The sequence below is a fragment of the Cohnella phaseoli genome, from assembly GCF_003386235.1.
Lineage (GTDB): Bacteria > Bacillota > Bacilli > Paenibacillales > Paenibacillaceae > Cohnella > Cohnella phaseoli.
The window spans coordinates 135,810-149,941 of the sequence record NZ_QRDZ01000008.1 but is presented as its reverse complement, the minus strand read 5'-3'; the positions used below and the strand labels follow the sequence as shown (position 1 = coordinate 149,941).

Genomic DNA, 14,132 nt, shown 5'->3' with positions numbered 1-14,132 from the left:
GGATGCGATCCATGTTAGTAGCGATACAACCAGTTTAAGCTATAATTGTTAAGATTGTTATCGGAAAACGGAGAAAGTTGTCATTTTCGGTCGATTAGCCGCGCGGGCGGCTCTTATTCCGGAAGAAACGATCGGTCCATATCAAGGACTGCGAAGCAGACGCCGAACCGTGTCGTCTAGATGCTTGTCCAGCGTAACGGGATTGTAGTTGGCCCAGTAGTCCTTTACGATGTAGCTTTTTCCTTCGCGGACAGCGGTCAGATTTCTCCAGATGGGATGACGCAGCATTTCCCGACCTTTGCGAGCATCGCCGCCTTGGCCGGGCAGGGCGAAGAAAATACGATCTCCCGCATAGTAAGGGATGTCCTCCAGTCTAATCTCCTGCCACTTGACGTTGCGGTTGCGCTCCATGAGCGCAAAGACACCCGGAGAAGGCTCGAATCCAAGACCTTGGTAAAGCGTATGGCCGAAATGATGCCCCGCATATACGAATAACCCGTCCGCATGAACGATAAACGCGGAGGCCGTCTCTCCTTCGCGCACGGTGTCTTTCAGCAGCCGCTTGGCTCGGAGGGCTTTTGCTTTATAGCGGTCGATCCACTCGTCGGCTTCCTTGGCTCTGTCCAGCAGTAATCCTAGCTGCTGAAGCCGGGTATAGACATCGGCATTCCAGTCGATCTCGATGGCCGGCGCTACGTTTTTGAGCTGCCGGGCGAGCTCGTCGGGCACGAAGCTAGGGTAGAGGATCAGGTCGGGATTGAGTTCCGTAAGCTGTCCGATGTCAAGCGGCTCGTCGACAGGGAGGACGTCCGTACACGCTTCCGGCAGGGCGGACAGCATGGAGCGGTTCGTTCCGATCGGGCGAATGCCGAGCGCCAGCAGCTCTCCCAAGTACTGAATCGAGAAGATGCGCGGCGATCGTCCGCGGCTATGAGCGAATTGGGTCGGCGACATCCCGGTCGTCTGCTTGAAGCGCCGGCTGAAGTAGTATTCGTCGCGAAAGCCGACTCGGGCCGCGATATCGTGGATTCGGGCGGACGAAGTCGCAAGCAGCGTCTTGGCCTGCTCGATTCGCAGGGAGTTCAAGTAACGGGCCGGCGTCTGTCCGGTCAGAGACTTGAAGAGGCTTCCGTACTGCCAGCGGCTCATGTTAGCTTCATGAGCGAGCCGGCCAATCTCGATCTCCTCCCGATAAGCGCGGTGAAGGTAGTCGATCGTGCGCTCAACGGATTGTCGGGCGTTCTCTGCGCCTTGCTTGTCGGAATGCAGCTTATGCAGCACCTCGTAAAGCATCGTCTGAAAGCGGATATGGAGCTGAAAGTCGTTCAACCGGCCTTCGTCGCTGTCATTCCGGCGACGTGAGGAAACAAGCAGCTCCTCCAGTTGGTCCTCCAAGCGAGAACAAGGCTCGAAGACCAACGTCTCGTTGCGTGCTAACAATTCGGCGGTGTCCTGTTGAATGGAGAAGAGGACCAAGAAGTAGGCGAGAGGCTCGGTTTCTCCATTATGCAGATGCAGGGTCTGATTCGCTCGAAGCAAGAAGCACTTGCCGCGGGAGGCGTGCTGACGCCAGCCGTCGAGCGTCACCTCGCCGTTGCCGCCGGAGATGAACAGGAGCGCGTGCAGATCGAGCCAGTACGAAGCTTCGCGATCGATCGTTGTACGGCGTTCGATCTCATTCAGCACGAGAATCGGGGGCGTATGTTCAAGCTGCGACATGGGCGTCCAGCCTCCAATGAGAATCGTTATCAATATATATTTCCATTATAAAGGCGCGCGAAACGAAAAAGAAGCCCGCAACGGAGAGTTTCCGTGGGGGCTTCTTGTCAGAATCGGCACTACTTGGAGAGCAGAGCGGCCATCTCGTCGAGCAGCCAGTCAAGCGTCAGCGGGTCGTTCATCGCCCAGCGGTCCTCTACGACATAGGCTTTGCCGTTTTGGACGGCCGGCAGGCTTTTCCAGATTGGACCTTGCAGCAGCTCCTCGGCCGCTTTCTTGCCTTCCTCCGTGCCGTTCTGGGCAATAAGGAAGAGGCGGTCTCCCGCATAGTCCGGCAGCTTCTCCAGGGAGATTGTTGCCCACAGCTCGTCCGGGTTGTTCGCGAACAGCTCGGCCACCTTGGGAGGAATCGCGAACCCGAACGCGTCGTAAAGAGTCGGCCCGAGTCTCTGTTTGTTGTATACATAGAACTGATCGTCGGAATAGAGGATGAAGGCCGAGGCCGTCTCGCCTTCTTTAATGGACGATTGCACGAGTGCGCGTTTTTCCGCTGCTTTCGCTTCGTAGCGGGCGATCCAGTCCGTCGCTTTCTCCGGCTGCCCGACAAGTTCGGCCAGTACGCTCAGCCGGGTAAGAGCGTCGGCGCCGTAGCCGATGACAACCGTCGGAGCAATTTTAGATAGCGCATCGAGATCGGCCGCCTGGAGGAAGTCCGGGACAACGATCAAATCGGGCTGGAGGTTTAACGTTTTCTCCAGATTCGGCACGAGGCCGTCGCCCGCGATATCTTCTACGCCCTGAAGCTGCTCCTCTGTCAGCGCCAGCTTAGCGTTGATGAAGTTCGTTCCGACGATCGGCACGCCCAGCGCCTGCATCTCGGCGGCATAATAATGCGCGATAATTCGCTTCGGCGCGACAGGGACTTCGACGGTTCTATCGACCGCGTCCTTGTAGGTGCGCATCGTCGGCTCGCTTACCGCGGGAGAAGCCGATTCGGTCGCGGCGGGCGACTGGGCTGGAGACGAATCGGACGTGGAGGACGGGGCGGAAGGCGAGGGGGAAGCAGCGTTGTCGCTCGGTCCGCAAGCGGGTAGCAACACTGCCGTCAGCAATAGGATCAGAAGCGGGATAGCTGTTTTTCTAAGAAACGAGGCTGGCATAGATGAATCTCCCCTTGAGTTGATAATGATTCTCATTTAGATAATCGCTTTACATCTTACTCCGTTCGGCAGCGGGGAGCAATGGATTTTTTGTCAGTTTTGGATGGACGGAATTTGGGGGAGTGTCAGGAGCTTGTTCGCAACGGGGGTCGAGGCTGAATAGAAGCATCATTCTGTTTTCAATTTAGGCTCTGAATGAGGTTTATAGTACAATAGGGAAAACATCGAATTACGGCAGGAGCGAATAGAAATGGCAGGCAACGGAAAGCTGCGCAGCGACGTGAAACCGGGATTGCAAGTCGACATCGTGCTGAAGCAGGATCAGAGAACAGGCAAACTGACGAGGGGGATTGTGAAAGAGCTGTTGACGAACTCGCCTCAGCACCCCCATGGAATTAAAGTACGGCTTCAGGATGGACAGGTTGGGCGCGTACAGAATATTGTGACGGAGTAGAATGGAAGGGGTTGTCCCCTCATTCCCCCGGGAAAGAAATTGCAGTCTCCCGACATAACCTCGACACGATTGAGCCGTATACTATAAGTTAAAAGCCAGGTTTGTGATAAAGGATTAGCAATCACATCGGCGTGTCGACCAGGAGAAGGCGATGGAGAAGATATTAATCGTCGAAGATGAAAAAAGCATCTCTATGGTGCTCAAGGCGTATCTCAGAAAAGCAGGCTATTCCGTAGAGCAAGCCTATGACGGCTACAGCGCAGTGGCTTTATTCGAACAGGAACGGCCTTCGCTTGTCCTTCTGGACCTCATGCTTCCCGGCATAGACGGAATGTCCCTCTTGAAGTGGATCAGACGGCAAAGCGATTGCCCGGTAGTCATCCTGTCGGCTCTTAACAGCGACGACCACAGAGCGAAGGGGATAGACGCCGGGGCCGATGAATACATGTGCAAACCTTTTTTCGGAGAAGAGGTCGTGGGGAGAGTGCAAGAGGTACTATATCGTCGAAGGCAGGGTTAGCCATGAGCAAAATACTGATTGTCGAGGATGATCGCATCATCTCCAGAGTGCTGAAGGCGTATCTCGTCAAGGCTGGGTACGAAGTCGAACAGGTCTACGATGGAGGGGCGGCTATTCGGGTGTTTGAACAGTGGAAGCCATCGCTTGTCCTTCTGGACGTGCTCTTGCCGAACCGGGACGGTTGGATGATTCTTAGAACAATCAGGCAAAGCAGCGCTTGTCCGATCATTATGCTGACGGCCCTGGACAATGTGGAGCAGCGCTTGAAGGGACTGCGGGAGGGGGCTGACGACTACCTGTGCAAGCCCTTCGTCGGAGAAGAAGTGGTTGCGCGCGTACAAGCCGTGCTAAGGCGACAATCCCATGTCGTAACGGAAGACGCCGCGATATTCGGTCAGCTCAAGATCAACTACGCTTCCCGGAAAGTCTCCGTGAAGGGCCGAGCCGTAGCCCTGACTCCGCGGGATCTGGATCTTCTGATCTTTTTCTCTCAGCATCCCAATCAATCCATTAGCCGCGAACAGCTCATCGATTCGGTCTGGGGAATAGATTACGAGGGCAGCGACAGAGCCGTCGACTTGTCCGTGAAGCGCGTACGCCATCTATTAAGCGACTGGTCTGAAGAAGAAGGAGAGATTGCGACTATTCGAGGACTGGGGTATCAATTCCGTGTCAAATAAACAGCGAAAAAGCTTGCTTTACTATTGGTCGATTCGATATTTCATCGTGCTCCTTATCAGCATTGTAATTGCAAGCGCTGCCACTATTTTTTTGATCTATTGGGATGCCAAAGGGAAGCAGCGGCTTGGGCTGGAGAATACGATTCACGATGTAGCCGCCGAAGCGACCAATCGGGGAGGAAAACTGCCGGAGGGAGCTGAGCTTGGACGCCTGCTGGATCAATACGCGCGCCAAAACGACTTGTGGGATCGGTCGTTTGTTTTTGTGTTCGATGCGGATCGTCGCCTAGTGCGACAGTTTCCTCTGTATGCGCCGTTCGAGGAGGAGCAGTTGGCCGAGCGGCTGCCGGACATGATAGCAGGCGGTCTCGACATAACGGAGCTCCAATCGGATCAAGACCATTTATCGTATTTGGCGGCGGTTCGACCGATCGGGAATCCCGCGGAGACTACAGGCTATGTGGTGTATCTGGTGCAAAAACAAACGGTTGTCAAGACGACGCCGATGCAGCATCGGATTATGCGTTTCAGTATCGTGGCCGTCGCGTTTGTGATCGGTTGGGGCATTCTGTTCTTGCTGACCCGCCGGTTGCTGCAACCGATTCAGGAGACGGCGGACGCCGCCAAACAAATCGTGGCGGGCAACTATCGGATCGAGTTCAATAATAATCACGACGAGAAAGAAATCTATGAACTGATGGTGGCCTTTAAGGAAATGGCCGAACGATTGGAACATCTGGAATCGCTTCGCAACCAGCTGTTTCTCGGAGTGACGCACGAGTTGAAAACGCCCATTGCAGCGATCAGCGGTCTGGTTCAAGCGGTAAGGGATGAAATAGTGGCCGATGAAGAGGCGAAGGAATTCCTCGAAATGAGCCTGAAGGAAACCGGTCGACTTCAGAAGATGGTAGAGGATTTGTTGGATTTCAACCGTTTTGCGGCAAAGACGGTAACCGTGGCCCATCAGCAGGTGGATCTGCGAACAGAGTTGAACGAGATGGTCGTCCGCTGGATGCGGGCGCAGGAGAAAAGAGATGTCTATCCCATCGTTGAAACGGCGGGAGAGCGGGACGACTGGCAGGCGTTCACCGATCCGGCCCGCCTGGAACAAATTATGGTTAATCTGCTCAACAATGCCGCAGAGGCGATAGACGAGAGAGGCAGCATCACCATTCGCTTGTTTGCCGGTCCGTCGCATTATCGGATTGAAGTTCAAGATACCGGCGAGGGAATTCCTCCGGAAGAGCAGGAGGCGGTGTTTGAAGCCTTCTATCGAGGGCAAAAAAAGCGGACGCATGTACACGGGCTTGGCATTGGGCTGCCCTTCAGCAAATTGATTGCAAGCTCGCTGGGCGGGGATTTGATTCTGTCCCATAGCAGTTCGGAAGGCACTGCTTTTACCCTGCGAATTCCCGTTATTCATTCCAATCGTTAGAGGCTACTCGCCGCTCGTCTCGGGCACCTGGAGGGTGACGGCATGCCCGAGACATTGGCTCCGACCATAGCTATTCCATAACCAGCCCGCCGGTAACAGGCGTGTAGGTTCCGGTTAGGAATCGCGCATCATCCCCGGCGAGAAAAGAAATGACTCCCGCCACATCCTCCGGCTCGGCGATCCGGCCAAGCGGCGTGAAGCTGCCGATCACGCGGCTCTCGTCGTCGGAGATCGTCAGAGGCTCATGCAATTTAACGAAACCGGGAGCGACGACGTTCGCCGAGATGCCGCAGGGGCCGAATTCCTGGGCAATATAGCGGGAGAAGGTGTCGAGCCCTCCTTTGGCTGTGCCGAATGCAATGTGCAGCGGCGTGGGATCCCGGCCCTCGGTACTGGACAGGTACACGATCCGGCCGAAGTGCTGCTCCGTCATCGTCGGAATGACCGCCTTCGTCGGCTCGAAGGCTGCCTTCAATTCCTCTGTCAGCTGTCGTTCGAATCGCTCCCAAGAGAGCTCGGCGAAGGCTGAGGCTTCCGCATCCGTGCAGGCATTGCATACGAGCACATCTATGCGTCCGTAGATTTCTCTTACGTTTTCGACGAGTCTGTTCATCTGCTCCGCGCTGCGAACATCCGCTTGAATCGATACGGCCTCTCCACCGGCGGCTGCAATCTCGGACACGACGGATTCGGCTGCCGCATCGTTCCCCAAGTCGACGACAACGACCTTCGCGCCCCGTTTCGCCAACTGCATACATGTCGCTCTTCCTACTCCATTAGCTCCTCCGGTCACGATGGTTACTTTTCCGCTTAAGGACATGATGGTTTCTCCTCCCTTAGATTGGATCGGGTGCGGCATACTGTGCAGCGATATCCAGCGCAGCTTGTCTGATCTTCGCGGCAATATCGGCTGGCTCGAGCACAATGACGTCTGTCGCATAATGAAGCACGCTTGTGATCAGCCATTTCTCGTTCGGGTAGATGGATCGCACAATCAACGTTCCGTCCGGCAGCCGTTCAATTTCGCTTTCGTCAAAACGATCCATCACGGACACGGCGGCGGATGCCTTAAACCGAAAGACAACCGAAATCACTTCCTGTTTGTCGCTCTCTTGAGGATTAACCCATTGGTCCTTTATCTGCGCAAGCGGCTCCGCTCGACGAACGAAGGTTTCGGACTGTACGGCCAACTCGCGGATTCGAGATAGCTTGAAGATCCGATAGTCCCCGCGCAGGCGGCAATAGCCATGGAGGTACCAGGAGTAGGTTTTGAGCACAAGCGTCATCGGTTCGACCTCGCGTTCCTGCTCCTCTCCTTTTCTGCTCGTGTACTTGAAGCGAAGAAGCTTCCGGTCGTTCACCGCTTGGCGCAGCGAGTCGTAGCGGGTTCGGTCCTCATTGCTGTTTTTCCAAGGGGTAAAATCAATGTGGATGCGTTCGCCTTCTCCTGCGCCTGCTCGTCCTTGCTCGGCTTGCGCCACCATCGCGCCTACTTTGCTGAGCAGCAAATCCATATTCGAGTCGTCATAGGCTTTCGTCGATTCAAGGCCGCGGAGCGCGGTGGATAGGGCGGTCAGTTCATCGAAGGACAGCAGCTGCCGGTCCAGCCGGAAGCTGTCCATAATTTCGTAGCCGCCCTCCATGCCGGTATAGGAAACGATGGGAATACCGGCTTGACCAAGCGTATCCAGATCGCGATATACAGTGCGCAGAGACACCTCCAGGCGATCCGCCAATTCCTGCGCCTGGATTCTCTTCCGATTGAGCAGCAGAATGGTAATGGTCATCAGTCGTTCAAGCTTCATCGTTATCTCTCCTAGACCGGCATGGCTGGCGCTAGCCGATAATATTCATTAATGCGCTGTTGCGAGTCCTTCCCCTTCGGCAACCGGATCCATCTTATCCTTCGTCATCAGGAAGGCGGCGATCAGGGCCAAGGCAGCGGGAATCAGACTCCATGCGAAGGTTGTTCCAATGGAATTGGACAGCCCGTTCGTAATGGTCTCAAGCAGCTGCGTGTCGACGGATTGACGGAACTCCGGAATCAGCAGCGCATGAGGGTCGCTTAAATCCAAGCCGGCCGCGGCTGTGGAATTACCAGCTCCAAGAGACTGCGTGAGCTTCGAGATCAAGCTATGGCTTTGTACGATTCCGAAGACGGTGATGCCGAGCGCCATGCCGAGCGAGCGGTTGAAATTCAAGGTCGCGCTTGCGGCTCCGCGCTGATTCGGCGGGAACGAATGAAGCACGGCAGTGCTTAGCACCGAGAAGGTGGCGCCGATCCCCAGGCCGATTAGAATCATAATCACGGTAATGAGAAGTCGAGAAGATTCTACAGTAATTTGCGACAGGAGAGCAAGGCCGGTCAGTAGTATCGTTAGCGTTCCGATCATGATCGTGCGATATTGCAGCTTGGTCATCAGAAATCCGCCAAGCGTCGCGGTGACGACCGAGCCGATCATCATCGGCAATAGCGTCAGACCCGAATTGGATGCCGATCCGCCAAGCACGCCCTGCACATAGATCGGGATGAAAATGGCTGCCGTCATGTACGCTGCGCCGCTGAGCATGGCGACCAGGTTGCTCGTTGTGTATAGTCTGCTGCGGAACAAGCCGAAGGAGATGATCGGCTCTGCCGCTTTCTTCTCCACGATGACGAGCAGTAGGGCGAGGACCGCGAAACCGGCGAACAGGCCGATAATTTGCGGGGAGTCCCACGCATAAGTTTTGCCGCCAAGCTCAAGTCCGAAGATGAAGCAGACGACAGCCCCGACGAGCAAAACGGCTCCGGCCCAATCGATCTTTTGCTTCGAGTGCTCTGCCGACTCCTTGTAAAACGCTGCAATCAGGAACAGGGCAATAAAGCCTAGCGGCAGATTGATATAGAAGATCCACGACCAGTTGGCGTGATCGGTGATATACCCGCCCAGCAGCGGCCCAAGAACGCTCGATAGTCCGAACACCGCGCCGAACGCCCCCATCATTTTGCCGCGATCCTTAGGAGACACGACATCGAACAAAATCGTGAACGCGATGGATACCATCGCCCCGGCCCCGACGCCTTGAACGGCGCGGTATAGACTAAGCTCGACGATGGACTGCGCCATCCCGCACAATGCGGAGCCGATCATGAACACGAAGATCCCGAAAATAAAGAAACGCTTGCGACCATACATATCGGACAGCTTGCCGAAAATCGGCATGCACGCCATTTCCGTCACCATATACGCAGATGTGACCCATACGAACTTGTCGAGTCCTCCCATCTCCCCGACGATGGTTCCCATCGCCGTTGACACAATTGTGTTGTCCATCGATGCCATCAGTATGGCGAGCAATAGACCTCCAACGATGACAGATAGTTTGTTGTGCATTTTTTCCACAAAGCCCCATTCCCTTCTCGTACCTGAATTGATTGGTGTGCAATCATCTGAGACCATCATAAGGGTTCCTTGTTGACATCTGCGTGTCAGGGATGGAGCGGGAGTGATAAAAAAGTTTCTGGGGGGTGGGGTGGGGGCGGCTCACGGTGCGCTCTACCTTTGCGTCTGGCGGCAGAAATAGGATAAGCTGAGAAGTAACAGAGATTCGTACGGAGGGAAAAGAGCATCATGCAAATTCAGATCGTATGCGTAGGGAAGCTGAAGGAAAAATATTGGACGGGTGCGGTCGAGGAATACGCCAAACGACTGGGCGCATACGCACGCTTGGACATTCGGGAACTGACGGATGAGAAAACGCCGGACTCGTTAAGCCCGGCAGAGGAGGAGCAGGTTCGCGCCCGGGAGGGCGAGCGCATTTTGGCTGCGTTGCGAGAGGGTTCTCACGTCGTCGCTCTCGCCATCGATGGCGAAACTTGGACAAGCGAGCAGCTCGCCGCCCACCTGGACAAGCAGGCCGTCTATGGCGGCGGCTCTGTTTCCTTTGTCATCGGCGGCTCGCTGGGCCTCTCGCCAGCCGTACTGGCCCGCGCCGACAAGAAGCTGTCGTTCGGGCGGATGACTTACCCTCATCAGATGATGCGGGTGATGTTGCTGGAGCAGGTTTATCGGGGGTTTAAGATTATTCGGGGGGAACCATATCACAAGTGACGGCGAAAAATATACATGGGGAAATGCTTTGGACTGTTAGTAGGCGTGAGGAAATAGTGTGATTTCTTACCGCTAATACTGATAGATTTAGGGAGCTCTCTTCATGAGAACTAACAATAAACACATGGCCATTAATTTTCAAATTGTGATTGTGATATGATGAACCGATAGGAAGATTTTTACTTATGAAACGAAGATCATGAATAGTCGTTAGGTGAAACGATTATTGGGGGTTGTTCAAAAATGCAGACATTTAATTTATTTGAAAATGCTATTGATTCTATAGACCATGGTTTACAACACTTATCTGACTATCCTGATGAACTGTCCTTATCTGATGCAAAACAATCAATAATGAATTTAATCAATGGCTTAGACTTATTGATTCTTGAGAAACTGAGATCTTTAGATGAAGAAGCTATTTTCGAAAATAAAAGTAAATCAAACACATTAAAAGCTGAAGAAGCGTACAAAAGGATCAAGAATGAATTAAATGAAGAAATAGAGGATTGGGAATTTAAGGCATACGCCATCTTGAAAAGACTTAGGAATAACGCAGTTCATTATGAATTTTCTTTCGGTGACGACAATATTAAAAATATCAGCCTTTTAATTCATTTATGTTTGCGTTTTATAGAAACAGAACTTGATATGGAAATAGAAGAATTAATATCTAATGATAACTATCAAAGATGTAGACGAGTGTTGAAAGACCTTCCATTCGGAGAGATTATTGAAGAACGATATGTAGATGCAATTGAAGCAGATATTTATGCTTATAGTTACTCCACCAAGGGAATGTACTCTGCGGTTCTTGATGCTCCATGTGGAAATTGTGGGAGAGAAGGAATAAGCATTGCTGAAGATTTTTATCCTTATGGAAAATGCGTTTTTTGTGAGGAACAATACAATATACAGGCTTGCGAAAGATGTGGACATGAGTTTGACGCTGACTGGGAAGGCGTGCAGGTGCATGAGGATGGTGATTATTTGTGCGATGGATGCAATGATTACTATTTAAACGATTGATTACCCAAGGAATTTTTGAAGTCTGTAACTTTGGCTGACATCATGTTTATGCTTAAGTTAATTCTGTTGTTGTTCGGTGAACTTAACGAAATTAGAAGTAGATGATCACATCCGATAAGTATCGGACGTGAAAAGAGGGAATCCTAAAGATTCGAATGGAATTGAAATATGCTTGTCCCTCTGGAAATGAAATCTAGGGGGATTTTTGTGTGACTCAATACGACAATGTTTTCCATATTCGTGGTATGATGTCGAGAACACTTAAACGTTATCCGAAAACTCCGATTTATGAGAAGTACAATACAGAATTTTCTATTATTTATGATTTAAAAAGGGGTTCCAATATATGTATGAAATTTCAAAAAAGAATAGTACAGATGCAAAGAAATATACAGCAATACTCATTGTTGCTTTTATGGTGGTAGTTTTACTCCCTATTATATTGGAGTTCTTTATTTTCAGAAATAAAATATATTCCTCACTCTCCAACGGAGAATGGGGAGGATTTTTGGGGAGTTATTTAGGCGGAATTATTAGTGGTATTGGAACCATACTAGCTGTTTGGGTAACAACGAAAGAAACAAGAGCCATTCAAAATAAAACACAAGATAACATTGAGAATGACAGAAGGTTCCAGCGGCAAAGTCAGCGTAGAGCTTTTACAGATGATATTGCACGCATTGTTTCGGAATACATTGCGGATATATCAGGGTATTATTACGCAAGTCGACATAAAAAAGATGATTATATAAGAAGTTTGTCTGTGAAAAATTATTACCTATTAAAAATAAAGTTAGCTGGGATTGAAAGGGCATCAGACTTAATTAGTGAGTTAGAGCTTATTCACAATCATCATTCTCATGGTGTTGTAGAAACCGAGGAATTTAATAACGTTATAGAGAACTTAATGAAGAATCTGTCCCACTTTACAAGCGAATTTATTGAGAATGAATAATGAAATTTATTGAAAGTATTTCAGGATGCCGAAGCATCGGATGGCACCGGTATTCGCGCAGCAGGCCGACATTTTGTCAACCCTGGTCCACCCGAGGCAATTTGAGGAAGTGGATTCAGGTGGACACACTCGCACGACCTAACCGCAATGAAGTATAGCCAATACCTGTCCCTACAATTCCCAAGTGACAAATAAGGGAAGGAGTATAAAGATGGAAAAGCGTAATAATCATTACATACCACAGTTCTACCTAAAGGAATTTTTGGATCAGAGGGTGAATCCTCCACGAGAACCGAGTGTCTGGGTTTATGACAAGCACCAAGGAATGCTAAAACAAAAAGGAACGCATAATGTGGCCAACTTAAATGGGTATTACGACTTAAAACTTATAACAGGTGCAATAACAACTGTAGTTGAAGACTATTTCTCAAAGAGTATTGAAGCTCCTTCTTCGGCAGTCTTAAAGAAAATAACCAATCAAATTCTAAATTAAGCTAACGGGTAGTTTAGTTCCAATATGTGTTAAGATGAGTGGGACTATAATTTGGAGTTGGAGTAATGACAATTAGCAAAAAAGGGTCAAGAAAGATTATTGTCGGGCAAGAGCCATTCAGATGGGTAATCACTCCATCAGCAAGAGGTATTATTACGTTAACCGTTCAGCATGATGAAGTGAAAGGGCAATTGCTCCGAGTTGATATAGAGTCAGACATCAACGAATTCTGGGTGGGGTTTCCGAATGTTGAATCACTCAATAATAAAATTGTGATGCCTGCTCAAATAGCTTTAATTATTTCGGAGGCAATCATACAAGGTTGGAAACCTAGGGAGAAAGGTGCGTTATTAAGTTTCAAACAATCAGAAAACAAGCTGTTATCGTTGAAATAATGGGAGAGGATAGTTCCAAAACGAGATAACGGCAGCAGGCCAGTCAGCTTAGTCCAACTGAATTTAATATGTAACTTGGAGAATTAATACTATTGAAGCTTTTTACAAAGGAATTCAAGAAAATTTTAGTCGACGATTATCCATTTCTTTGTGTAATCGACCAAAGGTCTGAAAACGAGCACATTAGTTTTAAGATTTATCCATCCGATACGAAAACATCATATTTCTTGATTTTCTTCTCTTGGAAAATCAATTGGGCAACGAATCTTTGCCAACCAATGGTTTGTGCTAAGTTAATTCATTACGCCATTAGCAGTGGCTGGGACTATAAATCTGAACGCGCTGTGCTCAAACTCCAAGATGGGGACATTCTGGTAGATCGGCTCGGTTTGGATGAATTAATTCGGTAACGGTACGCGTTTTGGCTATCGGCTAAACTAACTGGGGGAACTATAGTTGAATCATCAATATAAGGCCGCCGATTTACTTAAGCGGCCTTCTGTGTAGATTTAAGAATGCCAGAAACGGATATTGAAAGGTTCGAAACTATGTACCGCGGTAGCTCCTTTCGCATTTTTCGTCGATAGACCCATTAAGCTGAACCGTACCATAAGTGACGGCGGAAAATAATGTTAACAAGGAGGGTGTAGAGGCTTTGTAGGTGTTATGGGGTAAGGTGCTATAGAGATGTTTTTCCCCCTAGCAGAGAGAGCCCTAGGGGGGATTTTTTGTGATCTGAAAAGAAAATAATTTCCAATTTTATGGTATGATTGTGGTGCGTATATAAGTAGCTTCATAGAAGAGCCGAACATCAGCTAACACCCGTATTCTCGGCCAGTTGAAACCGACCTTGGTCTGCCGGAAGATAATTCGGGGAAGTGGAGTCCGACAGACAACCACTGCGAGCCTAAGTCCTGATGGACCCGCGCTGGTGCGTCTTAAGGCTCTTGGTTTCACGGATGCAAGAGTAGTAAGTAAAATCTTCAAACAGAGGTGGAACATGCATTTTTATGAAGGTGAAATGAAGAATATGAATGATCTTATTGCATCACCATCTGAAGAAAATATAAATTTACTTAAAAAATACTTGTTGGAAAAAGACTCTGGAACTTATGAAAAGCATCTATTTCCTAATTATGCCGCTAGGTTATTTTTATTCTTAGGTGTTGAAGGAGTTAGAAAAGGGACTCAATAGAGTCCC

15 protein-coding genes are annotated in these 14,132 nt (G+C 50.2%); 10 read left to right on the top strand and 5 right to left on the bottom strand.

Going from position 1 to position 14,132, the window contains the following annotated elements:
- Positions 1-141: 141 nt before the first annotated feature.
- Together DFP98_RS12360 and DFP98_RS12355 are read right to left on the bottom strand one after the other, a co-directional pair.
- Positions 142-1,719 (bottom strand): helix-turn-helix domain-containing protein, encoded by a 1,578-nt coding sequence (locus DFP98_RS12360; protein WP_116060899.1) that lies wholly within the window; start codon positions 1,717-1,719, stop codon positions 142-144.
- 119 nt (positions 1,720-1,838) lie between these two features.
- Entirely contained in the window at positions 1,839-2,879 is a 1,041-nt protein-coding gene (locus DFP98_RS12355; protein WP_181917650.1) for an ABC transporter substrate-binding protein, read from the bottom strand.
- A gap of 250 nt (positions 2,880-3,129) precedes the next feature.
- Here DFP98_RS12355 and DFP98_RS12350 point away from each other — a divergent pair, with 250 nt between their 5' ends.
- The 4 genes from DFP98_RS12350 (at position 3,130) to DFP98_RS12335 (ending at position 5,968) form a co-directional block, all read left to right on the top strand.
- On the top strand, positions 3,130-3,333 hold the full coding sequence (locus DFP98_RS12350; protein WP_116060897.1) for a YwbE family protein: 204 nt from the start codon (positions 3,130-3,132) through the stop codon (positions 3,331-3,333).
- Between the two features lie 151 nt (positions 3,334-3,484).
- A complete protein-coding gene (locus DFP98_RS12345) occupies positions 3,485-3,853 on the top strand; it encodes a response regulator transcription factor (RefSeq protein WP_116060896.1) in 369 nt (122 codons plus the stop codon).
- Between the two features lie 2 nt (positions 3,854-3,855).
- On the top strand, positions 3,856-4,533 hold the full coding sequence (locus DFP98_RS12340; protein ID WP_116060895.1) for a response regulator transcription factor: 678 nt from the start codon (positions 3,856-3,858) through the stop codon (positions 4,531-4,533).
- A complete protein-coding gene (locus DFP98_RS12335; protein ID WP_116060894.1) occupies positions 4,523-5,968 on the top strand; it encodes a HAMP domain-containing sensor histidine kinase in 1,446 nt (481 codons plus the stop codon). Before DFP98_RS12340 ends, DFP98_RS12335 begins: the two co-directional genes overlap by 11 nt.
- Positions 5,969-6,038: 70 nt before the next feature.
- On the opposite strand, the gene DFP98_RS12330 is transcribed toward DFP98_RS12335, so the two are convergent.
- Genes DFP98_RS12330 through DFP98_RS12320 form a run of 3 tightly spaced genes read right to left on the bottom strand, consistent with a single transcriptional unit; the run spans position 6,039 to position 9,342 of the window.
- Entirely contained in the window at positions 6,039-6,788 is a 750-nt protein-coding gene (locus DFP98_RS12330; RefSeq protein WP_116060893.1) for an SDR family NAD(P)-dependent oxidoreductase, read from the bottom strand.
- Between the two features lie 16 nt (positions 6,789-6,804).
- On the bottom strand, positions 6,805-7,773 hold the full coding sequence (locus tag DFP98_RS12325) for a helix-turn-helix transcriptional regulator (protein ID WP_116060892.1): 969 nt from the start codon (positions 7,771-7,773) through the stop codon (positions 6,805-6,807).
- 48 nt (positions 7,774-7,821) lie between these two features.
- On the bottom strand, positions 7,822-9,342 hold the full coding sequence (locus DFP98_RS12320; protein ID WP_116061004.1) for an MDR family MFS transporter: 1,521 nt from the start codon (positions 9,340-9,342) through the stop codon (positions 7,822-7,824).
- A gap of 237 nt (positions 9,343-9,579) precedes the next feature.
- On the opposite strand from DFP98_RS12320, the gene rlmH reads away from it, so the two are divergent.
- The 6 genes from rlmH to DFP98_RS38635 all read left to right on the top strand — a co-directional run bounded on the left by rlmH (position 9,580) and on the right by DFP98_RS38635 (position 14,126).
- Positions 9,580-10,059, top strand: coding sequence for a 23S rRNA (pseudouridine(1915)-N(3))-methyltransferase RlmH (rlmH, locus tag DFP98_RS12315; RefSeq protein WP_116060891.1), 480 nt, complete (start codon positions 9,580-9,582; stop codon positions 10,057-10,059).
- A 243-nt stretch (positions 10,060-10,302) separates the two neighbouring features.
- A complete protein-coding gene (locus DFP98_RS12310) occupies positions 10,303-11,088 on the top strand; it encodes a hypothetical protein (protein ID WP_116060890.1) in 786 nt (261 codons plus the stop codon).
- Positions 11,089-11,434: 346 nt separating this feature from the next.
- The gene (locus DFP98_RS12305; RefSeq protein WP_116060889.1) at positions 11,435-12,043 is read left to right on the top strand and encodes a hypothetical protein; all 609 of its coding nucleotides are present in this window, start codon (positions 11,435-11,437) and stop codon (positions 12,041-12,043) included.
- A gap of 211 nt (positions 12,044-12,254) precedes the next feature.
- Positions 12,255-12,536 carry a DUF4238 domain-containing protein gene (locus DFP98_RS12300; RefSeq protein WP_116060888.1) on the top strand — a complete coding sequence of 94 codons (282 nt, stop codon included), beginning with the start codon at positions 12,255-12,257 and terminating at the stop codon, positions 12,534-12,536.
- Between the two features lie 65 nt (positions 12,537-12,601).
- Entirely contained in the window at positions 12,602-12,931 is a 330-nt protein-coding gene (locus DFP98_RS12295) for a hypothetical protein (RefSeq protein ID WP_116060887.1), read from the top strand.
- A gap of 1,000 nt (positions 12,932-13,931) precedes the next feature.
- Positions 13,932-14,126 carry a hypothetical protein gene (locus DFP98_RS38635; protein WP_220377088.1) on the top strand — a complete coding sequence of 65 codons (195 nt, stop codon included), beginning with the start codon at positions 13,932-13,934 and terminating at the stop codon, positions 14,124-14,126.
- Positions 14,127-14,132: the final 6 nt, after the last annotated feature.

Coding starts and splice junctions, on each gene's coding strand:
- DFP98_RS12305 (WP_116060889.1), top strand. CDS start 11,435: ATGTATGAAATTTCAAAAAAGAATAGTACAGATGCAAAGAAATATACA.
- DFP98_RS12320 (WP_116061004.1), bottom strand. CDS start 9,342: ATGCACAACAAACTATCTGTCATCGTTGGAGGTCTATTGCTCGCCATA.
- DFP98_RS12295 (WP_116060887.1), top strand. CDS start 12,602: ATGACAATTAGCAAAAAAGGGTCAAGAAAGATTATTGTCGGGCAAGAG.
- DFP98_RS12325 (WP_116060892.1), bottom strand. CDS start 7,773: ATGAAGCTTGAACGACTGATGACCATTACCATTCTGCTGCTCAATCGG.
- DFP98_RS12340 (WP_116060895.1), top strand. CDS start 3,856: ATGAGCAAAATACTGATTGTCGAGGATGATCGCATCATCTCCAGAGTG.
- DFP98_RS38635 (WP_220377088.1), top strand. CDS start 13,932: ATGCATTTTTATGAAGGTGAAATGAAGAATATGAATGATCTTATTGCA.
- DFP98_RS12310 (WP_116060890.1), top strand. CDS start 10,303: ATGCAGACATTTAATTTATTTGAAAATGCTATTGATTCTATAGACCAT.
- DFP98_RS12355 (WP_181917650.1), bottom strand. CDS start 2,879: ATGCCAGCCTCGTTTCTTAGAAAAACAGCTATCCCGCTTCTGATCCTA.
- DFP98_RS12330 (WP_116060893.1), bottom strand. CDS start 6,788: ATGTCCTTAAGCGGAAAAGTAACCATCGTGACCGGAGGAGCTAATGGA.
- DFP98_RS12360 (WP_116060899.1), bottom strand. CDS start 1,719: ATGTCGCAGCTTGAACATACGCCCCCGATTCTCGTGCTGAATGAGATC.
- DFP98_RS12300 (WP_116060888.1), top strand. CDS start 12,255: ATGGAAAAGCGTAATAATCATTACATACCACAGTTCTACCTAAAGGAA.
- rlmH (WP_116060891.1), top strand. CDS start 9,580: ATGCAAATTCAGATCGTATGCGTAGGGAAGCTGAAGGAAAAATATTGG.
- DFP98_RS12350 (WP_116060897.1), top strand. CDS start 3,130: ATGGCAGGCAACGGAAAGCTGCGCAGCGACGTGAAACCGGGATTGCAA.
- DFP98_RS12345 (WP_116060896.1), top strand. CDS start 3,485: ATGGAGAAGATATTAATCGTCGAAGATGAAAAAAGCATCTCTATGGTG.